The organism is Clostridium amazonense (genome assembly GCF_056431285.1).
Map to the genome: position 1 here is coordinate 1,051,803 of NZ_JBWKMH010000033.1, position 23,961 is coordinate 1,075,763.

Below are 23,961 nucleotides of genomic sequence, written 5' to 3' on the forward strand. Positions count from 1 at the left end.
AATCGTACCTCCTTTTTCTTATACTTATATTTTAAAGGGATACTCATCTTCAAGCCATCACTTTAGCTAACAAATTATCTATCTAAAGTTACATTTGTGTAAGATTAAAATAATCTGAAATATTATAAAAACCTATTGTAAATCTTGTATACCTATTAACCTCTGAACTAACGTATAAATCATGATTTAATTTATTACAAATCATTTTAGATATATAAAGACCCATACCTGTAGATTTAGCTATTTTTCTGCCATTATTCCCCGTAAAACCTTTATAGAAAATTCTATTTAAATCTTCACTTTCTATTCCTCTTCCATTGTCTTCTATAAATAAGTGTATTCCTTTATCATTTTTTTCTGCTGCAATAGTTATTTTTCCATCGTCTTTTATATATTTACAACTATTGTTTATAATTTGTTCAATTACATAAATAATCCACTTTCTATCTGTTAAAACTTCAAAATTTAATTCATATATATCTAATTCTATTTTATTATATATTATTAAAACTTTATTTTTCTTTATAACTTCATTTATAATGCTTTTTAAATTAACATATTCTATTTTAAAATCTTCACTATATGAAGATGCTCTACTTATATATAAAGCTTGATCTATTAAAAATTTTACCCGTTCAACTTCAATCCTCAATTTTTTACAAGCTTCATAATCTAAAAAGTTGTCTTCCATATCCTTTATAACTAATTCTAAAACTGATATTGGTATTTTTATTTGATGTACCCAATTAGTAATATAATCTATTACATCATCTTGTGATTTTCGTAATTCTAAGTTTTTATTTTCATTTAATATTTCTGTTGTTCTCATAAATTCTAAATTTATTTCATCTTTTATTGTTTTATATTTTAAGTTATCATAATAGCTTAATAATGTATCTTTATTCTGATTTAATTCTTTTATATGTTTATGCCATTTATAAAAATCAATAGCATATATACTTAAAAATGCAGCTATCATTAAAAAATTCAGATAATATGTCTCTGTACCTTCTAAATCTATAATAGGACTTAAGTAAATAACTAAATTTACTATTATAAAGTTACATAAAAAATATATTATATTTATATATTTTTCTCTTATATATTTAAAAAACATATTATTCCACCATATATCCTTGAGATTTTTTAGTAATTATGAACTCTTCTAATCCTATATCACTTAATTTTTTTCTTAATCTATTTACATTTACAGACAAAGTGTTTTCACTTATAAATTCTTCACTTTCCCAAAGTTCTTCCATTATCCTTCCTCGACTTATTATTTTTCCTCTACTACTCATAAGCATTTGAAGTATTTTAAATTCATTTTTTGTAAGTTCAATGTTTTTTTCTCCATAACTTAAACTTCCCTTATTTAAATTTAATATTACTTCACCAATTTGAATTAAATTACTTTCCTCTTCTTTATATGAATATGTTCTTCTAAGTAATGCTTGTATTTTAGCTATTAAAACTTGCATTGAAAATGGCTTTGTTAAATAATCATCTCCACCCAGATTTACAGCCATGATTATATCCATATCGCTATCTCTAGAAGATAAAAATATTATAGGAGTCTTAGAAATATTTCTAATTGCTTTGCACCAATAAAACCCATCAAAACAAGGCAAATTTATATCCATCAATACTAAATCTGGGCATGCTAAATTAAATTTCTCCACTATATTCTCGTAATCATTTACTTCTATACCTTTAAATCCCCACTTTTCAAGTCCATCTTTAATTTGTTTACTTAAACTTTTATCATCCTCAACTATAAAAATTCTATACATTAAATCACCTCTTCTAAACTAATTATACAAAACATAAAAATTTTAGTCACTGATTAAAAAAATATAGGGATGTATAAAACTATATACATCCCTATCATTTATTATATTTAATACTTTCCGTTATCTTTTACGGCTTTAATCATAGCATGTATATTTACAGCCGAAGTTTTAGGTGGTATTGCACATGAAGGACACATTATATATCCACCTTCTCTATTCATTACTTTTTTTAATAGTCTTGTTGTTTCATCATATACTTCTTGTGGTGTGCCTACATTTATTATAGATGTAGATAAGTTTCCAGCTAAAATATGCTCTTCACCTATTATTTTAGATACATCTTCTAATTTCATTTCTCCACCTATGCTAAAAACAGTCCTTGGCACTATTGGAAGTTCTTCTAAAATTGTTTCTATATTATTTATATGATTTCCACATAAATGTATAGTCCATTTTTTCACACCTACATCAATTAAATATGTAAATATTTCCTTTATATAAGGAAGCGATATTTCCTTAAACATCTTAGGTGAAATTATATGGTGTGATTCTAATGGTAATGGTAAAAATGCTCCACAATTATCAGCTCCAAATTCATTTATTCTCAATTTAATTGTTTCTAACAGATAATCTGTACTTACCCTAAGTACTTTGTGTATTGCTTCTGGTTCTTTTAATGTCCATTTCACAAGATTGTTAATACCTATAAGATCATTAGCAACTTCCATAGGTGAACCTGCAGTTACACCAACCCCTTCTCCATTATCCATACAAATTCTATCAAATTCCATAGACAATTTAGTTAAATGTGCCTTTTTCAAATCAGGTACTTTTAAATCATTTACTTCTTTAATATCATTTATTATTAATTTCTTAGCTATAGGCTGTACACATGGATTTCTCGAATATTTCAACTCTCCACCAAAATCTAAATTATAACCACCTGGAATATTGTATCCTACACCGCCATCGTCTTGTAACATGCTATGTACCCACTTTTGACACTCATAAACTAATTTAGGATTATTGTAGTATTCCTCTAATGTTTTCTTGCACAAATAAGCTTCATACGCTGATCCCATAGCTAGTATTGGAACCCTATCTATTTTACTTTTTGTTATAACACCTAACATTCTTTCACCAGAACTCATTTTTTCCAACATAATATTCCCCCCTCATAAAATTTAATCCTTTGCTTATACAAATTAATAAACATATTACTATGCCATTACTTCACTGTCTAATATGAAATCTATATAGTTACTAACTTACCTATTAAAATATTAAATATGTTTTTAATCATATTTCATTTGGTATTAAATTGTATTGGAAAAGAAGAATAAATCTCATAAACTCAAAATCAAATATTAATAAATAATTTTTCAAAACAATAGGACTCATATAAAAATATGAGTCCTTTAAATTTATATAATATATGTTAACTTACTTATTAAAACAGTTACATACTTTCTACAATTTTGTATAAATTAGTGTTAGTATCTATAACTTTATATATTTTATTATCGTTGCTAAATAATCTTTTTATAAAGTTTTTATTATGAATATGATCTATAATATATATTTTTCCATTTGTATCAAATTGAAGTTCATTTATAATAGGTGATTTATATATCATAGGCGTAAAATATAAATTCACATTTTTCTTAATTCCAATATTATTTTTATATTGAACATATTCATATCCCTTAAACTCTTGAATCTTACAATCTTTTAAAGCATTTTTTATATATTTAACTTTTTCTTTATCATTCACTTCATATTTATTTTTATTATTAGTATTAACTGTTACATATATCCCTATATCTTTTTCTTGATTTTCATCATGCACACTTATAATATTATTATATTGAAATAAAGTCCCTATTGCTGGTAATGTATATGATGTAATAATCATAAATGCAAATATATACACACCTATTCTGTCCCCTAATGTTTTTTCCTTTTCTTCCTTATAATTGTCTTTATTTGAATGTTGTTTTTTAAAATCTACTATTATAATTCTTATAAGATCCACATTTATTATGGCTAAGCTTAAATAAAACATTATATTTATCATCCTTGATGTTTTTTCTGTAATATCACTACCTAAAAATGTGATTAGAACAATAGTTGCTAAGCATATACTCCCCTCAAATAAATTAAACACTTCACGCTTAAAAGTTTTTCTTTCAACATCACTAATATCTTTCCTATTTTTTTTAATTTCAGTAATAGGATTTATAATTTGTAGTATTACTATCAATAATATAATGCATATAACTGTAACATTACTTCCCCAGAAAAATGCACTTAAAACAAATATTACACAAACTATACCCAATAAAAAACCTAATAATTTATCAAACATAAAAATTAATCCCCCTTAATATTATTATAAAGTAAAATTACATTTTTTTGAATTAAACTTTACATTAAGGGGGATTCTTTCATTTATGCAGCCATTTTAGCTTTCACACTATAATAAAACAAACATACAACTATTCCTACTGCAAAAATTGCACCAATTAATAGCACTTTTTTAATCTTTTCTTTCATATATTTCACCTACCAGTTTCTATAACTTTCTTAAATTTTATCTTAAATTCATTGCTTTTAACTAATTTAAAATCTTTATTCTACTTTATTAAAATTAAAAATTCAATACACATTTCTATAGAGAAACAAGCTCGAATTCAAAACTATTTTTAAATCTGTAACTATATTACTTTAAGAATTATACAACATAATTTTTTAAATGAAAATTGTATGTAAATTAATATTCTTTTCAATCTTTTAAATATTAAAGGGATAGTTCATAAATGAACTATCCCTTTAATTTATTCATCAAAATCTTTATAAAGTTTATATCCCTCTTTTTCGATTTTAAATATCTTTTCTATATCATCATTATATACTTCTTCTATATTTTCATTTATTAGAAACTTAACACCTATTCCACAGTTAGAGCTAAGTTGTCTTGGCACAGGTAATGCTTCATTTTCAATGTTTTTTTTAATTAAGTTTCTTTTAAATTTTATTGCTCCTGAATGTGTAAAAAATGTTGCTAAATAATTCATTTTACTTTGTTGCTTTTAAAGCAAACTCCTCGTTATTTTCTTCTATTGAAACATTATAACCTGCACTTTTCATAAATCTTTCCACATTATGTTTTGCTGTATTATTATCAACTAAAACAATAATACCTTCTTTGTGATTTTCTAATCCTTTTTTAGTCATTAATACTGGTTGTGGACATGATATTCCTCTAGCATCTATTTTAATCAACTGTTACTTCCCCCTTTACTTTGTTTTTCACATTTGAACTCTTTGGTATACTAAAATATGATATAGCACCTAAAACTACAAAGCATAAAATCACTGCAATTTTTCCATTTGGAGTTGCTCCTTCTGGTGATGATGCCAATTTAAAATTATGACAAAATGCTGCTCCAACAAGCATTCCTAAAACTGTTATTACTGAATCTACATTACCTTCTCCAGATAATACCAACTGTCTCATTGGACATCCTCCTAAAAGAACTGAACCCCAACCAGCAACTACCATCCCCAAAAAGTTCCATACCCATTCAGTATGAGCTACTGGCTGTTTTGCAAACCCTGGATTGAAAAATCCAAAAATTAAGTTTCCTATGAATGCTGCTAAAAGCATAGCTATAAATCCCCATATTAAATATGAATCTTTAAATAAAATCATATCTCTTATTCCACCAACCATACAAAGTCTAGTTCTTTGGCATATAACACCAACTACTAATCCTACTATTAAAGCAAACCAAACTGGTGAATGATTAGAACCAGGTCCTTCTTTAGAAAATATAAGCAATGTTGAACCCATAGCTACTAATACAAGTAAAATAACATTTATTATTGGAAGAACATATCCTTCTAATTTTGTTTGTTTATAATTTCTTTTTAATGTAAAACCTTTATTTAAGAATACTATTCCAATAACTATACCTACCGCAAATCCAACAATTCCAAATATAGCGTTAAAATCACCACCTGCAAGTCTTAAAACCATTCTCGTTGGACATCCTAAAAACACTAATGCCCCTATCATTACCATTCCACCTAGAATGAATCTTAAGAAGGCCGATGATCCACCTCTTGTTGAAAATTCTTTTTTATAAACTGCGATTCCAAATGCTCCCAAAATCATTCCTAAAATTTCTGGTCTTATGTATTGAACTACTTTAGCATTATGTAATCCAAGACCACCAGCAATATCCCTTATAAAACATGCAATACAAATACCCATGTTTTTAGGATTTCCAAAATAAACTGAAAGTACTGCTAAAAATCCAATTATTGCCCCACCAATTATAATTCCTCTTTTTTCTTTCATGTTTACTATCCCCCTTTTATTTGTTAAAATTTAATTAAAAGTAAAATAAATTTAGATAATTCAAAATTATCTAAATCGTTCCATGTCCATTCTATCAAATGTTATAGTTTTAATTAAATTGAAATATTCAATCATTACTTCTATATCTATTGACTTTATGAATAATGATGTTTTTGAAGGAGGTATTTTTATGAGAAAAGTTTATTTAGATAATAGTGCAACTTCTTTTCCAAAAGCACCTAATGTAGGTGAATCAATGCTAAATTACATAAATAATATAGGTTGTAACATAAATCGTGGTGCTTATTATGATGCTATTGATGCTGAAAATACAATTTTTGAAACTCGTGAACTTATTTGCGACTTATTTAAATTTGACAAACCTGAAAACGTTATATTCACACCAAGTATAACTTATAGTTTGAACATGACTATAAAAGGTTTATTAAAGCCAGGTGATAATGTAATTGTCTCTTCCATGGAACATAATGCAGTTATGAGACCACTTGCTTCTTTAAAAGAGTTAGGAGTATCTATTAGCCAAATAAAATGTAGTAATTTAGGCTTCTTAAATCCTAATGATGTTGAAGCCTCTATACGCCCAAATACTAAGGCAATTATAATGACTCAAGCCTCTAATGTTTGTGGCTCTATATTATCATTAGAAAAAGTTGGACAACTTGCAAAAAAACATAATATAATTTTTATTGTAGACTGTGCTCAAACAGCAGGATTCTTAGATATTGATATAAATAAATTAAATGCAGATATTCTTTGTTTTACCGGACATAAATGTCTTTTAGGACCACAAGGTACTGGTGGTTTTTTAATAAAAGATAATATTGTTCCTATGATTAATCCATTAATTGAAGGTGGAACTGGTAGCCTTTCTGAGTATGAAATTCAACCTAATTATATGCCTGATAAATTTGAAAGCGGCACTCTTAATTTACCTGGCATTTTTGGATTAAATACAGCTTTACATTACTTAAATAGCATTGGAACAAATACAATAAAAGAAAAGGAACTTTATCTTACGAAAAAATTTATTGAGGGAATAAAAAACATGAATAGTTCTTTTATTATAGGAAGTGATTTACTTGAAAATAGAACTTCTGTGGTTTCCTTGGATTTTAAGGATTTAGATAATAGCATTGTAGCACATCACTTAAACAAGTATTATGGTATCTCTACTAGAAGTGGTCTTCATTGTGCTCCTTCTGCACATAAAACATTAAATACATTTCCTCATGGAACTTTAAGATTTAGTTTCGGCCATTTTAATACTGTAAGCGATGTTAATTATACAATAGATGCATTAAATAAAGTTATTAAAAATAACAATTTGAAAGAAAGAACCTACTAAATATAATTAGTAAGTTCTCTCTCTTTATTTCAATGATTTATTTTTCATAAATTTTTTTATATAACTAATACCGTAATTGAATGATTCTTTATATAAAATTATTAATATAATGAGATTAATAAAACCTAATAATGCATATAAAACATTAATAGTATTAAATGTTGCATAAAGTGCATATAAACTTATTATAAAAGTCATAGTATAAAATTTCTTTAAATTATAATTTACTTTATAATATTTTAATGATATATTTGTTCTCATTATAAAAAATAATATATAAGATAATCCTGTAGAAATCCCTGCTCCAACTACACCTATCATAGGAACTAATACAATATTTCCTATAATGTTTACTATTGAAGATACAAGTGATATGTATATGTGCTTTTCTTGTTTTTTGTTGAAATTTATTCCAATAACAGTTGTCTCAGATATTGTATACATAATTGGCATAAAACTTAAAAATGGTATTATAAACCTACCCTCTCTAAATCTAGCTCCTAAAAACAATATTATTATATCTTTGAAGCTTATTATTAAAATTGCTACCAAAAACATAACACAAGATATATTAAAGTTTACTTTTTCGAAAAATTCAAAATCATCATGGTTTTTTTCATATCTTTCAAAAGCTACTGGAACCCAAAATGTGCAAAAACAAGCTTGAATAGTGCCTATTAAATTAACTATTGTAGTTGCACCACTATAAATTCCAACCATTTTATAACCTAAAACAAATTTTATTACAATCCTATCTACTGTTTGAAACATAAAAGTTAATGCACTTATTACAATCCATGGTCTAGCATAAGAAATTATATCCTTATTACAAGTTTTTATTTTCCTATCTTTTTGCTTTTTAATCCAATAATTCTGTTCAGAAATTATTGCAAGTATAGTTATAATAACATTTGAAGAAATATATGCTATTAACAAGCATATATAATTATCTTTCCAATATAAAAATGCTAAAATCATAATTGCAAAGTTAAATACTTTAGATAAAATAGTCAACATTGAATATCTTTTAGAATGTTGTTCCATTCTTATAACCATAAGTGAAAATCTATTCAATACTAAAAAAACTATATTTAAAATCCAAACTATTATCAAAAAACGAGAATATTCCCCAAATATAAAATTGCATATCATCTTTCTAAATATTAAAGATATTAATGTTAATATAGCTATATTTATAATTGGTATTCTTAAACACTTATATAAAAGTATGCTCCTATCACATTCTTCTTCAGCATAAAAAAATCTTACAAATGCTTGATCCATTCCATATATAGCTAATGATAAAACTAATCCACCTATAGATGTAAAAAATCCAAAAGTTCCTGTTGCTTCTGGTGAAAATATTGTTGTAGTTACTGGCACTGTTATAACTCCTAAAATAGTAGCTATAATAGTCCCAAAAGAAAATGATGTGAATTTTTTCAACAACCCTTCTTCTTTCATTATTATTCTCCTTAATGCCCTTTTATTTCCAATATAATATATCCTTTTACTATTTTTGTCAAATTAATTATTCTATAGGTATTTGAATTTCTGTTATAAATTCATCTGAATTTGCAGTTTCATGTATATCTATTTTATATATCTCTATAGGGTCATTTTTTATTTTATATTTATTTTCTTTTATAAATTCTAATAACTTTGGTATATAATTTTTATTTGTATTATAAGAACCTCTATATGTGTAAATAACATATCTACCTTCTTCTAGTACTAAGTTGTATTTTTCATCTTCTTCATTTAAAAGGCAAAAAACGGATTTATATTCATTGAATATACTATTTTTTATTTTTTCAATATTATATATAGCTCCAATGCTATTATTTCCCAAGACATAAAATTTATCCTCATACTCTTTTTGTAATTTTTTAACTAAAAAATCCACATCTTCATCTCTTGATATATTTCCATTTAACTTTAATGCTTTTCTTGATTTTATATATTTAACTTCTATTTCATATAATTTACTTTTATAGATAACATCATTTATATTATTTAATCTTCTTTTTATATTATTTTTTTGTTTTTCTAATTCTTTTATCTTCTCATCTATTAACTCTATTTCCTCATTCAAAACATCTTTAGTACATTCTATACTTCTATTGTCTATATACTGTTTTATTCTTTTCATAGAAAAATTCAATGCTCTTAATTCTTTTATTAAGTTTAATTTCCATATATCACTTATGTTATAAAGTCTATATCCATTTATATCCCTTATTGGATTCAATATACCGATTTCCTCATAATACATAAGAGAATCTCTTCCTATATTATAAATTTTAGATATTTCCCCAATTTTATAATAATCCTTCATTTCATTTTCCTTTCAAATTTATTTTATTTGTGTTTGACCTTAGTATTATACCAAGGTTTATAATTTAATTATAAGGTATATATGTTGCAATAAGTCTTATTTTCTAACTTAAATTTTAAATTTCTTTAAGTTATGATGATTTTAATTAGTATTTATTAGCAACTTATATAAACATTAATTTTAAGGAGATTTTTTTATGTCAAATTTAGATGTAGCCGCCAATAAGTCGGCACTGAAAAAGAAATTTTTTAATTATTTATTACCATCAGTTGCCGCTATGTGGGTTTATTCAATTTATACTATGGCCGATGGCATTTTTGTTGGAAGAGGTGTTGGTTCTTCTGCCTTGGCTGCCGTTAATATAGCCATGCCTTTTGTAAATTTAATTTTTGCTTGCTCTATGCTATTTTCAACTGGAGCATCTACAATTATTTCTATTTATCTTGGACAAAATAAAAATGAAAAAGCAAATGAAGTTTTTACTTTTAATATTATTTCAATGATTTGCTTTTCACTTATAATAATGATATTTAGCTTACTAAATTTAGATAAAATATCACTCTTTTTAGGTGCAACAGACACTACAATTCACATGGTTAAAGATTACCTTAGAATAATTATTTGTTTTAACGGATTTTTTATAGTTTCATACTGTTTAGAAGTTTTGACCAAAACAGATGGGTTTCCACAACTTGCAATAATAGGTGTTGTTATTTCAGCTATAACAAATATCATTCTTGATTATATATTTGTTATTCATTTTCAATGGGGTGTTAAAGGTGCTGCCTTTGCTACAGGAATTTCCCAAGTTGCATCAACTATATTTTTTACTTTCCACTTCTTTAGGTCAGCTTCTAAATTAAATTTTGTTAAATTTAAATTTGATTTTAGTATTATAAGAAGAGTTTTATCTATTGGTTTTCCTGACGCAATAACAGAACTTACTTCTGGTATAGTTATACTTTTATTCAATCAATCTATTTTAAGAAATATTGGAGAAAGTGGTATTGTAACTTATAGTATTATTTGTTATGTAAGTACCTTAGTATTGATGACAATGATAGGTATTACTCAAGGTATGCAACCACTTACAAGTTTTTATTATGGAAGAGAAGATGAATTAACTATAAAAAAATTATTAAATATGGCTATTAAATCTATAACTTTTGCATCTATTTTAGTCTTTGGTGTTTCGATGTTATTTACTAAAGGAATTGTAGGTGTATTTATAAGTTCTGATAATCTAGATTTATTTAATTATTCTGTTAAGGCCTTTAGAATATATTCTTTTTCTTTTTTAATTGTTGGTTATAACATTCTTATATCTGGATTCTGTGCATCTTTAGAAAAGCCTATGAATGCCACTTTAATTTCTCTTTTAAGAGGTTTTGTACTTGTATCTATCGTACTATTTGGAATGGTTCAAATGTTTGGTGGATCTGGTATTTGGTATGTAACTATAATTTCTGAAGGTTTATGCCTATTTGTATCTCTGATAATTTTAAGAAAGCTACTTTTAAAAAATATAAATGAAGATACTGATACTTTAAGTGCATAAAAAGGAGATGCCTCTGCATCTCCTTTAGTTATTTTACCACCACTCACCTAAATATTCTATAAATCCTTTTTTAGTGTTCTCCAAATATGTTTTGCTTATTGGTATTTCTTTTCCTGACTCTAGTAAAAGTATCATCTTGTCCAATTCTTTTATTTTAGTTATATTAACTATATAACTTTTATGGCATCTAATAAAACTTTTTTTATTTAATCCTTCTTCCACATCTGATAACTTTCCATAAAATATATACTCTTTATCTTTTGTATGAATTTTTACCACTCTTTTTTCGCTTTCAAAAAACTCTATATCTCTTAACAATATCTTAGCTATAGTGCTTTTATATTTGCATACAAAAAATTCTTTTTCTCTTAACTCTATAATATTTATTGCATTGAAAAAAACTTCATTAAATTTATTTTCATCTATAGGTTTTAATAAGTAATTAAATGCACCTGCATCATAACCTTGAAACACGTGTTTTTTAGACGATGTTATAAAAATGATTATTGCAAGTGGATTATAACTTCTTATAACTTTTGCTATATCTATTCCGTTAATCTTTTTCATTATTATATCTAAGAAATATATATCATACTTTTGGGGGTTTTCCTTCACTTCACAGATTAAGATCTCTCCGCTACTGAATTCATCAACATTAGCCTTATTTTTTATCTTATTATACACAAGCTTTATATTATCTTTAATTATCTCTCTAAAAATTTTTTCATCATCACATATAGCAATATTATATTCCATAAATATCCCCCCAATTAACCCAATCATAGAGTTTCAATATATATTTAAAATTTATATATTTATTCTCTATATATGTACTTATTTTTAGATATATCATATATATTGTAAATTTTGTAATCTAATATTTCAAGTTAAATTCATGTTTATTTTATATGGGGAACCAAGTAATAAGTAAGAGTGAAAAATGATAGTATATATTCAAATCTAATAAAAAAAAATCATTCTTTTAAATTGGAAATTCAAATTTCACATTCACTGTCCAATGTCAATTATCCATTGTCAATTTTAAAAACATAAATTAAAATTTAGCAATAAAATTATCAATTGAAATATGAATAAATTAAAGGAACTACTAAAAAGCTCCTTTAATTTATATCTATACATCATGTATATTATTTATGATTATTTATTATTTTGTATATATTTAAAATTATATTTATGGTATAAGTCTTGTTCTATCTCTTGGAAACAATGATGTTTCTCTTACATTTGAAATATTTAAAATTTGTGCTGTAAGCCTTTCAAGACCTATAGCTAATCCACCATGCGGAGGCATTCCATACTTAAATACATTGGTATATCCCTCATAGTTATAAGGATTTAATCCCTTATATTTTATATTTTCTAATAACATATTATAATCATGAATTCTTTGTCCTCCAGTTGTTATTTCAAGTCCTCTAAACAATAAATCAAAACTATGTGTTATATTTTCACCTTTGGGCATTGTATACATTGGTCTCTTTCTTCTTGGATAGTCTGTTAAGAATATAAAATCACTATTTAAATATTCCTTTGCATACTTTCCTAAAAGTTTTTCAGTTTCTGGATCTAAATCCCCTTCTAAGTCATTTTTGTTATATTTATCTTTTAATATTTCTATTGCATCACTAAATGATACCCTTGGTATAGTATTCTCTATTTTAGGAACTTGTGCTTCTAAAATATCAATATACAATTTTCCTTCTTTCAATAACTTTTCTAAAATGTATTTTAATAAATTTTCTTCCATAGCCATAATTTCTTCTTCATTTTCTATAAATCCCATTTCAAGGTCCATACTTATATATTCATTTAAATGCCTATTAGTATTATGCTCTTCAGCCCTGTAAACAGCACCAACTTCAAATACTCTCTCATATCCTGCCGCCACCATCATTTGCTTATAAAATTGTGGGCTTTGAGCTAAATATGCTTTGTTTTCAAAATACTTAACCTCAAACATTTCAGTTCCACCTTCAGCACCCTCAGAAACTATTTTAGGTGTGAAAATTTCAGTAAATCCTTCATTTATTAAAAATTCTCTAAATCCCTGTGCAATTAACCCCTCTATTTTAAATATTGCATTTTTCTTTTGATTTCTTAAGCTTAAAACTCTATTGTTAAGCATAGTGTCTAAATTTACTTCCAACCCATCTTTATTTATCTCTATTGGCAACTCATATTTAACTTCATTTGAAATTTTTATATTTTCAACTCCAATTTCAAAATCTGCAAATTTATTCTTTCCATATCTAACTTTACCTTCAATTTCTATAACTGATTCTAGTCTTAAATTAAATTCATCCGTATTATCTAATACACATTGAACTAAACCACTTCTATCTCTTACAATTACAAATGTTATAGATTTAAGTTTTCTAACTCTATATATCCATCCCTTTATCAATACCTTTTCATTAATATATTTATATAATTTATTTATCATTATTCTTTTCATAAAAATCACTCCTTTTCAATAAAAAGCGCCCCTTGAACTTGTTATTAACAAATTCAAGAGGCGAAAATTTCGCGTTGCCACTCTTTTTAACTTAAACAAATATAAATTAAAATTGTACAATGTATTTTTACTGATTGGGCCCAACTCTAATAAAAAAAGCTTCCACTCCTAATAATAGGAGTGAAAGCATTAATTTCACGGTACCATCCTAATTTAACTTAAATTTTTAAGTTATCTCTAATCCTTATAACGGTGGAATCCGATTTGTTCTACTAAAAAGCTTTTTCAAACAAACTTCTCTGAGATGTCTTTCAATAATAATTTTCTTATAGAGCTTTCACCATTTCTCTACTCGCTTTGAATATTAATTAATATTTACTCTTCTCTTCATTGAATTTAATTTTTATATTATATGTATAATATGCCTAAATATTAACTATGTCAACTACTAATTGTTTATTTTCTGATTTTTTTGTCTTTTCATAATAAGTTTTACCCTCTTAAAGTAGCTTTTAATCTGTTAACATTTAATAACAAATCTATTGCATCAATTATATTATTAACCACAATATCTGAATTTAAAAGAGCTTTTGTACTACAGCCTTCATGCCCTATAATACATATACTTAATACACTCTCTTTAAACATTAAAGCATCATTATTTCCATTTCCAATAGTTACAGTATTTTTTGAACTCAACATTTCAACAATTCTTCTTTTATCAACTGCTGCATTGTCCTTATCAAAAACTTTTATTTGTAATGGCAAGTCTTTGCACTGCTCTCTAACTGAACCATATGTATCTGCTGTAACTACAAAAATATTTACATCTTTTTTAGATAACTCCTCTACTTTTACCTTAAAATCTTCTAACACTAATCCCTCCTTAGCAATAGTCCCATTAAAATCAAATACTAAATTTTTTATTTGAAATTCACCTTCACCTGGTACATTAAAATTAATCAAAAATTTCACATCCTATAAACTTTATTATCCTTTTGCTATATTAAATCATTTTCATTTTAAATTCTACAATTATTACTAAATCCAATAAAAGAAAAGATATCACTTATATAGGTTCAAATTAAAAATAATATTTTTATCAAATGATACTACTAAGCTTATAGTTTATTCTATTATCATTTTGGGAGCCAATTAACAAGACTAAAATATCCTCGGGGATTGAAATCCCCGCTACAATGTTTTATTTGCACTTCAAATAAAGTTAATATAATATTTATCTATAAAAAGTTTATTTTGGAGAATAAATTCCCCATTATAATATTCTTATTAACCATAGTTTTATATAGTAAATATAATTATTTCTTAGGATATTTTATAAAATTTAATTTTTTTACATTCTTTAAAACTAAGCTTTCAGTTTTTTTGAATTAATTTTTATAATAATTTCAAATTTTATATCTTTTACTTTGAATTATAACCAATCATGTGCATATTCCCCTATAGGTGCTTTTCTTAAACATAAATAAGATAAACCTATAAACACAATTGACATTATTATATAAAATAAACTTAATGCATAAAAATTACTTGCAATACTTGATATTAGATTGTTTATTTTAACTAATGTGCTATCATTAAGCACTATTACTATTTTAGCTAATAATGCTACAGATAACATAGGCATACCTATATATATAATAACGGCAGTTGCTTTTCTCAGCCTATATGCAAAAGAGCCTAAAAAAGTTCCAAATACCATAATCATAAAACTTTTAATAATACTAAGTATAAATATTTGCAATCCATTCATATTTTTGATTAAATTATTAATTACATCTCCATCTAAATTAAAACTATTACTAAGATTTAATATATTAATTGAATTTACCTTTACATTATCTGTAAAAGTAGTTATAGCTATATTCGAAGTTACTACAACAAACATATCTAATACATACATTATCAAAATTGATATTATTGAAAATATAATCATTGCTTTAAAATAACTTTTCCTATCACTTCTTATAGTCATAGCTCCTGCGAAATCTTTACTTCCCCACAGTATTCCCATAACAAATAGAAATATTAAATTTAAGCCACTTATGGAATAAGCAAAGGACATTTCTGGTGCTAATGATACTTTACTTGTCCATATAGTAAAAACAACCAATATTAAGCTTATAATAGTTACTGTGATTGCATAAGTAATATAATCTTTTTTATAGTTTCTTTTAAAGAAGTTTAAATACGTTTTTAAATTATCCATGATTAGTACTCCTTTCCTTTTGTCATTTCTATAAATAATTTTTGAAGTCCCATAGGTTCTAAATTTATATTTAACTCATCAATAGTATTTAAATCTTCATCAGAAAGTTCACCATAATATGAATATACCTCTGTGCTTCCAAATTCTTGTTTAGGTTTTTTATCATTTAATATTTTTAAACTACTTAAATCTTCTTTTTTTCCTGTTATAAAATATGATTTCTGCTTTATATTATCTATATCTTCATCTAAAATAACTTCTCCTTTATTTACTATAACTACATGTTCAAGTAAATTATCTACTTCTTCTATAAGATGTGTTGAAATTATTATAGTTCTAGGTTTTTTTATATATTCTTCTAATAAAATATTATAAAAATGTTCTCTATTAACTGCATCTAGACCTATTGTTGGTTCATCAAATATAGTTATTTTTGCATTTGAACAAATTCCTATTATATTAGATATTAATGTTTTCATACCTCTAGAGTACTTTTTATAACTTTTTTTTAATGGTAATTCAAAAAAATCACATAATTTTTTCTCTAATTCTTTATCATAATCTTTGTAGAATAAACTGTATATATCTAATACATCTCTTCCTTTTTTATCTAAATTGTAAAATTCTCTTTCTTTTACTATGCATAAATCTTGTAACAAAGTAATATCTTCATTTATGGACTTACCAAATATTTTTATTTCTCCTTCTTTATTTATAAGTTGTCTAGTAATTATATTTATTAATGTTGTTTTTCCAGCTCCATTTTTTCCTAATAATCCATATATTTTATTTTCCTCAAAGTTAACAGATAAGTTTTTTAAAGCTTGTGTTTTATTAAAAGTATATGATAAATTTTTTACTTCAATTATTTTATCCATTTTAATCCTCCTTACAACTCCTAATCATTTCTACTAATTCTTCTTTGCTTATCTCTAATGTTTCTGCCTCTTTTAATAAATTTTTCAAGAATATATTTTTAAAGCTTTGTTTTCTATCATCTTTTATAATTTTCTTAGCTCCTTCACATACAAACATTCCAATACCCCTCTTTTTATATAATATATTTCTTTCAACTAATGTATTTATACCTTTAAGAACAGTTGCTGGATTAATTTTATATAACTTAGATAATTCATTTGTAGATGGAATTTGGTCCTCTTCAGCTATTCCCCCACTTATTATTTCATCTTCTATAGTTCTAGCTATTTGGGTAAATATCGGTTCATTTTCATTTAATATTAATTTCATTTTCTAGTCTCACCTACCTTATTAGTGTAGTGGTTAATTACTTAACTAACTAACATATACTTATATAATACTACTATTAAATAAAAATGCAACCATATTTTTATAAAAAATAAAAAAAGCATGTTTTCACACGCTTTGTCTATAAACTTAATTTGTTTATTTATTATTCTATAGGGTTCCAAGTTCAAGTTTTAAATAACATCTTTCTTAAATGATACTACTAATCTTATAGTTTATTCTATTATTATACTTGGAACCAATTAACAATTAATAGTTAATTTTGTATACCACTTCAAATTGTTCTTTCTCAACTGAAACATGAATAACTTAAAGTTCAAACTTGTATTCCTATATTATCTTTTTATATTTAATTTTAAAGTTTTGAATAATTTATTTTGATAAATTTCCTTATGATGAACTATTCGCTGCTGCAGCTGATGAAGCTATTACTGCAGTCATTAGTGCTATTTGCATAGCTATTATAATATTAGTAATTATACTTTCCGAAATTCCACTTATCTCATCAATATATTCCTTACTATTTTCGGACAATATAATACTTGCAGCAAATAGACATCTTAGATCTTTTCCTAATGATAAATTTCCAAATCCTTTAAATTGTTTTAAATACTCATCAGTATTTTTAATTTCTTCTATTAATCTTCCCTTATCTTCACAAACTAAATCTAAAATTGGTAATAATGTTTTTACATATCTAACTCTAATTTTTTCATTTTTAAACATATCATATAAATTAATTGTTCCATAACATTTTTCTTTAGCTTCCCCAGGCACAAAATACATAATATGAGATAATGTTTGAAGTTCATCACTTGCCATAAATCTTTCTTTTAAATACCTATAACACTTTTCAATCTCAACTGTTGCATCATCTATATTAATAGCTTTAAATGATATTATACTCGCCATAATATAATCTTCTGCACCAGTTAAAAATGGATGATTTTTTCTCATAACTTTATAAGTTTCTCTAGTTTTTCTAACCATACTTGAAATTTCAAACTTATATCTATTTTTATATATGTTTAAAGCACATGTAACTAAATATTCTGAGCTTGATGCACCTTCGCTTTTAAGAGATTTATATATTTCTAATATATTCAGCAAATCGTCTTTCTCATAATTATTTATAGAACATTCCATTGCTAAAATTGTTTGAGTTATACCTCTAAAATATGAAAATGCTGAAGTGTTCTTTTTTATCATCTCTATTTTTTCTTTTAATTTTTCTGAATCCAAAACTTCACCTTTTAATGTAGCTGATAAAGCTGCTGCTTTATTCATCATATCATAACCCCAAAACCCTGTTGCCTTCTTAACTTCATCTGAATTTTTAACTAATAAATCACATACATTTTTAATCATTTCCACATCTCCTTTAACTCTAGAACTCCAAACTTGAATTATAATTCATACATATTTAAATTAAGAATCTTAATATTAATTTTAAATCTATATTTTTAAAATTGACAATGAATAATTATCAATTGGTTCTATATATAATAATAGGAATACATTTAGAATTATAAGATAATATATCCAAATGTCGCTAGGCAAGGTTGAACCCTCTCATATAGTTCAATTGTAATATTTTATTTTTCCTTTGTAGATAAAAGCTATAGTACCTTCGTAGCTGAGGTTTTAACCTTGGCGGTCTTTGCTTTGTATATAAACGCTTAAAAACAACATTTTCTAATAATGTTTGGCAAGAATGAATTCTCTCATGCAAATGTAGTAATGACATTTTAGAATAACAATACTTAGAAACTCCATTCTAATATTCACTTTCAAATTTCAATTTAATTATTTAATTAATTAAAACTCTAATTTTATATTTGAATAATTTCATTCTTCAGTAACCCTATATAGCTTTACTTTACTATATTTATTTAAATTATCCAAGCTATCTATATTAAATTTCTCTCTTAATAACACTCATTTTGTATACATATCAAAATTTAACAGTATTCAAAACTAACCTTTAAATAAAAAAATAGCCGAGAAAAACTCAGCTATTTTTTAAATATATTTTTTTATTAAATTCTCTATTTTTTCATCAGTAATTGGCCAACCAAGTTCTCTTACTATATCCATCATTGCTTCACAATTCTTTATATCTGTTTCTACTGGCAAGCTACATCCTGACATTAACAAATACCCCTTTGGTGATTTATATCCATCCTTAATACATTTTAAACTTTCCACTTTAACTTCATTAACTGTTCCACTGTACATTACTGTTGTTGGATGAATATTACCCATTATCTTTATTTCACTACCTATTTTATCTACACAGTCTTTTAAACTTACAACATTATCTATGCTAAAACCACTAAATCCCATCTTACTAAGATCATCCCAAAGTCCTTCCGTTTTCCCACATATATGTATAGCCGTTTTCTTATTTTTTAGTGCTAAATATTCTATTACTTTTTCTAAATATGGTTTAACAAATTTCTTAAAATGTTTAGGACTTATAACAGTACATGACGCCATAGGTTCTGAAATACTAAATCCTATTCCCGTTTCTATTGCAGCATCTATAAATCTAAAACAACTTTCAAGTGATATATCCATAAGTTTAAATACAGATTCTTCATCTTTTATAAGCATTTTAGTTAACTTCTCTGCACCTATTAAAAAAGATGCATTAGTAAAAGGCCCTATTATTGCTGTAGCACAAGGAACCTCATCTCCAATTTCATCTACGACCCTCTTCATAGCTTCTAATTGAACTGGTATTCTTCCATCTTTGTATGGATTTATTGTTTTTATTTTATTTATATCCTTAATATCATCAATAGCTGGTTTTAACAAATCTACAGTATTATCTTCTGGATATTTCATAGTAGCACCCATAGCTTCTGCTAAAATAAATAAATCAGTGAAAACTCGTACACTATCATAACCTAATTTTTTATATGTATCTATAGTTGCCTTAGCAAGTGCTTTTGCATCAGTATTAAAATCACCTATCTTGAACCCTGTATATTTTGCACTTCCATTTGCAATATTAGGATTACATTGAATTCTATCAATTTCTTCTCCTCTTGTAATTGCTCTTGCTCTTTCCATTGGAGTCATCTTATCTTTATACATCTTTCATACCACCCTATAACATAATAATTTTATTTGCTTATATCTATATATTACATTTATTAAATTACTTTTGATTAATCATATGAAATTTCTATAAATGATTATTTTCTATTAGAAATTGATATAGTTTTTTCTTGTTCTATTAAAATTTTCCAAGAATAAAATACTATTAAAATTATTTTATATAAGGAGATAATTATGACATCTATGAATATGGATAAATTTAAAGTAAATTTGCCTTATCCTCCTATTAAAGTTGAAAGTAAAAATTCTAAATATGCTAACTTAATTCTTCAAAATTACAGTGGAATGGTTTCTGAGTTTACTGCAGTTACTCAATATATTTATCATGAAATATATGCATTTCATGATAATACTGAAGTTTCATTAACTATTAAAGGAATTGCAATGATAGAAATGATGCACTTACAAATGCTTGGTGAAATTGTAACTTTACTTGGTTGTAGTCCTAAATATGGTATAAACAGAAAAGGTAAATTTCTAGATTGGACCCCTAAATTTATAGATTATGGAAAGACTTTACCTGAGATGATTTTAGATGATATTGATGCTGAAGAAAAAGCCATTGAACAATATATTCAAACTTTAGCTTTAATAGATGATAAGTACATTAAAGCCATAATAGAACGAATTATAATGGATGAAGAACTTCATTTAAAATTATTTAGTAATTTATATGAAAAGCTCATATAAAAAAATAAGAAATGATAATGTAAAAATTACTTCACATTATCATTTCTTATTTATCTATTTGCTAAATTTTAATATTTTAAATCTCTTAAAATCACATTCAAGCAACATTGCTGAAAGTACAATTATTAATGCACCAAATATTTGAATTCCATTTAAAGTCTCACCAAATATTATAAATGCAAATATACTTCCAAGCACTGGTTCTAAAGCAACTAATATGCTTGTAAGCCCTGTATCTATATATTCCGTAGCCTTTACATAAAAAGTGTTTGATATAAATGTACTTAAAAGTCCTATGGATAATATATTTAATATAACTTTTATTGGCTCAGAATTAGTGCTAATTGCTTTATTAATAGCTGAAAAATCAGTAAATAGTGCTAAAAATATTGTTCCTGCTATAAATCCATATATAAGCATTGTATCTTTTTTATATGTATTTTCAAAAAACCTTGGTATAACAATTTGCAAAGCAAACAGTATCCCTGTTACAGCACCAGCTATTACCCCTATAGTGTCTAATTGTATTTTTTCACCACTAAATACATTTGCTATACATAAACAACCTATCATAGCAAATATAATTACAATTATTTTTCTTAATGTTATTTTTTCTTTGAAGAATATGGCATTAAAAATAGTAACCCATATTGGATTCGTAAACATTAAAACTGTGGCTATAGATATTGGAATTTTAGCCACCGACATATTAAATGCAACAAAGCATAATGCAAATGTAAATATTCCATATAAACTACATACTATAATTCCTTTTTTATCAATTTTTAAAACTTCTTTGTTAGTTTTAAGAAGCCATAATAAAAATCCTACACTTGCTATTATACATCTAAAAAAAGATATACTCATTGGATCTAAGCCTGCATTAGCTAAACTTCTACTCGTCACTCCCATTATGCCCCAAAAAATTGTAGCAATTACAACTAATAATATTCCTTTGTTTCTATCCTTCATTTCTCCCCCTCCAATAAATAAATTTATTTTCCTATTGAATTATATTACAAAATACATATAAAAGTAATAGTATTTTTTGGGGAATTAATTTAATTTCTAAACCTTAAATATTATTTTAAAATATACTGTATTGCTAATCTAATAACTCCTATATCAGAATCCTGTAATGTGATAATTTTAGGAAACAATATGATTTTCAAAACAGTGTTCTCCAACATCATAAATATCCGCCATAATATAAGTAACTACCATTTTATAATTTCATATATATCTTTTTTGCAAACATAAATTAACTACCTTCTGATTAATTTTATTTCCATATTAATTTAGAATTTCATATCATTTATTTCAATTAAATTTTAAAATATTAAAAATAAACTAGCCAAGAAACTTACTTCTTAGCTAGTTTATTGATTTTAACAATTATGAGAGTATTCTTGTTTACTAATTTTTTTAAGCTCATTCAACATCATAATAATCCCTATAATTATCATAATAAAATCAACAAGTGGCTGCGTATACCACACTGCACTCACGCCAAATATTTTAGGAAGTAAAATTATCGCTGGAACAAAGACTATAAACTGTCTTAACATAACGATAATTCCAGCTTTCTTACCATTACCTATGGATTGGAAAAATGTAATAGTCATTACCATAATTCCATATAAAATAAATACACAGTAGAATAATCTAAAGTTATTTACTCCTTGAGATATTATATCTGCTTCCACTCCAAACAAAGATAAAATTTGGCTTGAAAACACAAGTGCTGGAATCCAAAATACTGCTGCAAGAATCAATCCTCCTAAAGAAAATACCTTCATTGATTCTTTAACTCTGTCATACTTTTTTGCTCCAAAGTTAGTTCCAATAACAGGCTGTAACCCCTGACTCATTCCCCATAATGGAATAAATGAGAAAGCATAAATTCTTAGTGATGCAGCCATTAAAATACCATTATTATCTCCACCATATTTAAATGCCATTTTATATAACATAGTTTGCTGAATCATAAATAATACTTGCATCATCATCGCTGATGATCCTATTGCAAACATTTCAGAAGCAATATTTTTATCAGACTTTATTCTATTTATTTTTACAGTTTTACTTTTATTTTTAAAGTAATACAATGTTGCAACTGCTTGAACAAATTGAGCTGTAATTGTTGCAAGTGCAGCGCCTTCTATACCTTTATCTCCCATTGCAATCATAAAAATTGGATCAAGTATAATATTTAATAATGCACCGAGCCCCATAATCATCATAGCTCTTTTCATAAACCCTTCACCACGCATAACCATATTTGCACTTTGAGTAAAATTTACGAATAAAGAACCAATAAGAATAACTCGTAAATATCGAACTCCCAAATCCTTAATTTCTCCTTTTGCTCCCACCATTGTAAGAAAGTGTGGAGCAATCAATATACCTACTACTGTGATGATTAAAGATAGTAGTATTACCCAAAAGATAAGATTTCCCATCATTTTATCAACAGTTTTTTTATCCCCTTTTCCTAATGCTCTTGAAAGAATCGATGCAGAACCAACTCCAAGAAGTGTAGATACTCCACTATTTAGAAAAGTAAGTGGCATAGCAACACCACAAGCTGTCATTGCATTTTGTCCTATAATATTGCCTGCAAATATCCCATCCATCAATGGATATAGTCCAATTACAATCATTCCTATTACAGCCGGAATAGATAATTGAAACAATAAATCTATTGGTCTTTTTGTTAGTAACTGTTCTTTTATATCTTTCTTCATTACAA

22 protein-coding genes and 1 other annotated feature are annotated in these 23,961 nt (G+C 25.6%); of the genes, 3 read left to right on the plus strand and 19 right to left on the minus strand.

What is annotated here, in order from left to right; genetic code table 11:
• Positions 1-88: 88 nt before the first annotated feature.
• From AC07E4_RS19660 to yedE, 7 genes are all read right to left on the minus strand, one after another.
• Positions 89-1,117: a sensor histidine kinase gene (locus AC07E4_RS19660; protein WP_478217252.1), complete on the minus strand. Its 1,029-nt coding sequence runs from the start codon at positions 1,115-1,117 to the stop codon at positions 89-91.
• 1 nt (position 1,118) lies between these two features.
• Complete coding sequence (locus AC07E4_RS19665; RefSeq protein WP_478217253.1) at positions 1,119-1,793, minus strand: response regulator transcription factor; 675 nt, start codon at positions 1,791-1,793, stop codon at positions 1,119-1,121.
• Between the two features lie 107 nt (positions 1,794-1,900).
• Entirely contained in the window at positions 1,901-2,956 is a 1,056-nt protein-coding gene (locus AC07E4_RS19670) for a uroporphyrinogen decarboxylase family protein (RefSeq protein WP_478217254.1), read from the minus strand.
• 296 nt (positions 2,957-3,252) lie between these two features.
• Entirely contained in the window at positions 3,253-4,161 is a 909-nt protein-coding gene (locus AC07E4_RS19675; RefSeq protein ID WP_478217255.1) for a hypothetical protein, read from the minus strand.
• A 469-nt stretch (positions 4,162-4,630) separates the two neighbouring features.
• Entirely contained in the window at positions 4,631-4,870 is a 240-nt protein-coding gene (locus AC07E4_RS19680; protein WP_040329986.1) for a putative Se/S carrier protein, read from the minus strand.
• 1 nt (position 4,871) lies between these two features.
• Positions 4,872-5,078, minus strand: a complete 207-nt coding sequence (locus AC07E4_RS19685; RefSeq protein WP_478217256.1) for a sulfurtransferase TusA family protein — start codon at positions 5,076-5,078, stop codon at positions 4,872-4,874.
• Positions 5,071-6,159: a YedE family putative selenium transporter gene (yedE, locus tag AC07E4_RS19690; RefSeq protein ID WP_478217257.1), complete on the minus strand. Its 1,089-nt coding sequence runs from the start codon at positions 6,157-6,159 to the stop codon at positions 5,071-5,073. The genes AC07E4_RS19685 and yedE overlap by 8 nt, the downstream gene beginning before the upstream one ends.
• Before the next feature lie 190 nt (positions 6,160-6,349).
• On the opposite strand from yedE, the gene AC07E4_RS19695 reads away from it, so the two are divergent.
• Positions 6,350-7,525, plus strand: coding sequence for an aminotransferase class V-fold PLP-dependent enzyme (locus AC07E4_RS19695; protein WP_040329983.1), 1,176 nt, complete (start codon positions 6,350-6,352; stop codon positions 7,523-7,525).
• 24 nt (positions 7,526-7,549) lie between these two features.
• Here the strand turns inward: AC07E4_RS19695 and AC07E4_RS19700 are convergent, their stop codons facing one another.
• Together AC07E4_RS19700 and AC07E4_RS19705 are read right to left on the minus strand one after the other, a co-directional pair.
• Positions 7,550-8,989, minus strand: a complete 1,440-nt coding sequence (locus AC07E4_RS19700; protein WP_478217258.1) for a lipopolysaccharide biosynthesis protein — start codon at positions 8,987-8,989, stop codon at positions 7,550-7,552.
• Positions 8,990-9,056: 67 nt separating this feature from the next.
• On the minus strand, positions 9,057-9,863 hold the full coding sequence (locus tag AC07E4_RS19705; protein WP_478217259.1) for a MerR family transcriptional regulator: 807 nt from the start codon (positions 9,861-9,863) through the stop codon (positions 9,057-9,059).
• A gap of 196 nt (positions 9,864-10,059) precedes the next feature.
• Here AC07E4_RS19705 and AC07E4_RS19710 point away from each other — a divergent pair, with 196 nt between their 5' ends.
• Positions 10,060-11,421: an MATE family efflux transporter gene (locus AC07E4_RS19710; protein ID WP_478217260.1), complete on the plus strand. Its 1,362-nt coding sequence runs from the start codon at positions 10,060-10,062 to the stop codon at positions 11,419-11,421.
• A 33-nt stretch (positions 11,422-11,454) separates the two neighbouring features.
• Here the strand turns inward: AC07E4_RS19710 and AC07E4_RS19715 are convergent, their stop codons facing one another.
• The 8 genes from AC07E4_RS19715 to AC07E4_RS19750 form a co-directional block, all read right to left on the minus strand.
• On the minus strand, positions 11,455-12,177 hold the full coding sequence (locus tag AC07E4_RS19715) for a LytR/AlgR family response regulator transcription factor (RefSeq protein WP_478217261.1): 723 nt from the start codon (positions 12,175-12,177) through the stop codon (positions 11,455-11,457).
• Between the two features lie 436 nt (positions 12,178-12,613).
• The gene (aspS, locus tag AC07E4_RS19720) at positions 12,614-13,897 is read right to left on the minus strand and encodes an aspartate--tRNA(Asn) ligase (protein WP_478217262.1); all 1,284 of its coding nucleotides are present in this window, start codon (positions 13,895-13,897) and stop codon (positions 12,614-12,616) included.
• A gap of 173 nt (positions 13,898-14,070) precedes the next feature.
• Positions 14,071-14,297: a binding site (T-box leader), on the minus strand.
• A 92-nt stretch (positions 14,298-14,389) separates the two neighbouring features.
• On the minus strand, positions 14,390-14,863 hold the full coding sequence (locus tag AC07E4_RS19725) for an HAD family hydrolase (RefSeq protein ID WP_478217263.1): 474 nt from the start codon (positions 14,861-14,863) through the stop codon (positions 14,390-14,392).
• 469 nt (positions 14,864-15,332) lie between these two features.
• A complete protein-coding gene (locus AC07E4_RS19730; protein WP_478217264.1) occupies positions 15,333-16,127 on the minus strand; it encodes a hypothetical protein in 795 nt (264 codons plus the stop codon).
• Positions 16,128-16,129: 2 nt separating this feature from the next.
• The gene (locus tag AC07E4_RS19735; RefSeq protein ID WP_040329974.1) at positions 16,130-17,005 is read right to left on the minus strand and encodes an ABC transporter ATP-binding protein; all 876 of its coding nucleotides are present in this window, start codon (positions 17,003-17,005) and stop codon (positions 16,130-16,132) included.
• Between the two features lies 1 nt (position 17,006).
• Positions 17,007-17,375, minus strand: a complete 369-nt coding sequence (locus AC07E4_RS19740; protein WP_040329973.1) for a GntR family transcriptional regulator — start codon at positions 17,373-17,375, stop codon at positions 17,007-17,009.
• Between the two features lie 408 nt (positions 17,376-17,783).
• A complete protein-coding gene (locus AC07E4_RS19745; protein ID WP_040329971.1) occupies positions 17,784-18,761 on the minus strand; it encodes a DUF4003 family protein in 978 nt (325 codons plus the stop codon).
• Between the two features lie 654 nt (positions 18,762-19,415).
• Positions 19,416-20,495: a uroporphyrinogen decarboxylase family protein gene (locus AC07E4_RS19750; protein WP_040329970.1), complete on the minus strand. Its 1,080-nt coding sequence runs from the start codon at positions 20,493-20,495 to the stop codon at positions 19,416-19,418.
• A gap of 198 nt (positions 20,496-20,693) precedes the next feature.
• Between AC07E4_RS19750 and AC07E4_RS19755 the strand changes: the two genes are divergently transcribed.
• Positions 20,694-21,209, plus strand: coding sequence for a ferritin-like domain-containing protein (locus AC07E4_RS19755; protein WP_478217265.1), 516 nt, complete (start codon positions 20,694-20,696; stop codon positions 21,207-21,209).
• Positions 21,210-21,263: 54 nt separating this feature from the next.
• On the opposite strand, the gene AC07E4_RS19760 is transcribed toward AC07E4_RS19755, so the two are convergent.
• The gene (locus AC07E4_RS19760; protein ID WP_040329969.1) at positions 21,264-22,181 is read right to left on the minus strand and encodes a DMT family transporter; all 918 of its coding nucleotides are present in this window, start codon (positions 22,179-22,181) and stop codon (positions 21,264-21,266) included.
• 416 nt (positions 22,182-22,597) lie between these two features.
• A complete protein-coding gene (locus AC07E4_RS19765) occupies positions 22,598-23,956 on the minus strand; it encodes an MATE family efflux transporter (RefSeq protein WP_478217266.1) in 1,359 nt (452 codons plus the stop codon).
• Between the last annotated feature and the right edge of the window lie 5 nt (positions 23,957-23,961).

Excerpts from the sequence above, each read along its gene's own strand:
- AC07E4_RS19660 (WP_478217252.1), bottom strand. The coding sequence starts at position 1,117 with ATGTTTTTTAAATATATAAGAGAAAAATATATAAATATAATATATTTT.
- AC07E4_RS19665 (WP_478217253.1), bottom strand. The coding sequence starts at position 1,793 with ATGTATAGAATTTTTATAGTTGAGGATGATAAAAGTTTAAGTAAACAA.
- AC07E4_RS19670 (WP_478217254.1), bottom strand. The coding sequence starts at position 2,956 with ATGTTGGAAAAAATGAGTTCTGGTGAAAGAATGTTAGGTGTTATAACA.
- AC07E4_RS19675 (WP_478217255.1), bottom strand. The coding sequence starts at position 4,161 with ATGTTTGATAAATTATTAGGTTTTTTATTGGGTATAGTTTGTGTAATA.
- AC07E4_RS19680 (WP_040329986.1), bottom strand. The coding sequence starts at position 4,870 with ATGAATTATTTAGCAACATTTTTTACACATTCAGGAGCAATAAAATTT.
- yedE (WP_478217257.1), bottom strand. The coding sequence starts at position 6,159 with ATGAAAGAAAAAAGAGGAATTATAATTGGTGGGGCAATAATTGGATTT.
- AC07E4_RS19695 (WP_040329983.1), top strand. The coding sequence starts at position 6,350 with ATGAGAAAAGTTTATTTAGATAATAGTGCAACTTCTTTTCCAAAAGCA.
- AC07E4_RS19700 (WP_478217258.1), bottom strand. The coding sequence starts at position 8,989 with ATGAAAGAAGAAGGGTTGTTGAAAAAATTCACATCATTTTCTTTTGGG.
- AC07E4_RS19705 (WP_478217259.1), bottom strand. The coding sequence starts at position 9,863 with ATGAAGGATTATTATAAAATTGGGGAAATATCTAAAATTTATAATATA.
- AC07E4_RS19710 (WP_478217260.1), top strand. The coding sequence starts at position 10,060 with ATGTCAAATTTAGATGTAGCCGCCAATAAGTCGGCACTGAAAAAGAAA.
- AC07E4_RS19715 (WP_478217261.1), bottom strand. The coding sequence starts at position 12,177 with ATGGAATATAATATTGCTATATGTGATGATGAAAAAATTTTTAGAGAG.
- aspS (WP_478217262.1), bottom strand. The coding sequence starts at position 13,897 with ATGAAAAGAATAATGATAAATAAATTATATAAATATATTAATGAAAAG.
- AC07E4_RS19730 (WP_478217264.1), bottom strand. The coding sequence starts at position 16,127 with ATGGATAATTTAAAAACGTATTTAAACTTCTTTAAAAGAAACTATAAA.
- AC07E4_RS19735 (WP_040329974.1), bottom strand. The coding sequence starts at position 17,005 with ATGGATAAAATAATTGAAGTAAAAAATTTATCATATACTTTTAATAAA.
- AC07E4_RS19740 (WP_040329973.1), bottom strand. The coding sequence starts at position 17,375 with ATGAAATTAATATTAAATGAAAATGAACCGATATTTACCCAAATAGCT.
- AC07E4_RS19745 (WP_040329971.1), bottom strand. The coding sequence starts at position 18,761 with ATGATTAAAAATGTATGTGATTTATTAGTTAAAAATTCAGATGAAGTT.
- AC07E4_RS19750 (WP_040329970.1), bottom strand. The coding sequence starts at position 20,495 with ATGTATAAAGATAAGATGACTCCAATGGAAAGAGCAAGAGCAATTACA.
- AC07E4_RS19755 (WP_478217265.1), top strand. The coding sequence starts at position 20,694 with ATGACATCTATGAATATGGATAAATTTAAAGTAAATTTGCCTTATCCT.
- AC07E4_RS19760 (WP_040329969.1), bottom strand. The coding sequence starts at position 22,181 with ATGAAGGATAGAAACAAAGGAATATTATTAGTTGTAATTGCTACAATT.
- AC07E4_RS19765 (WP_478217266.1), bottom strand. The coding sequence starts at position 23,956 with ATGAAGAAAGATATAAAAGAACAGTTACTAACAAAAAGACCAATAGAT.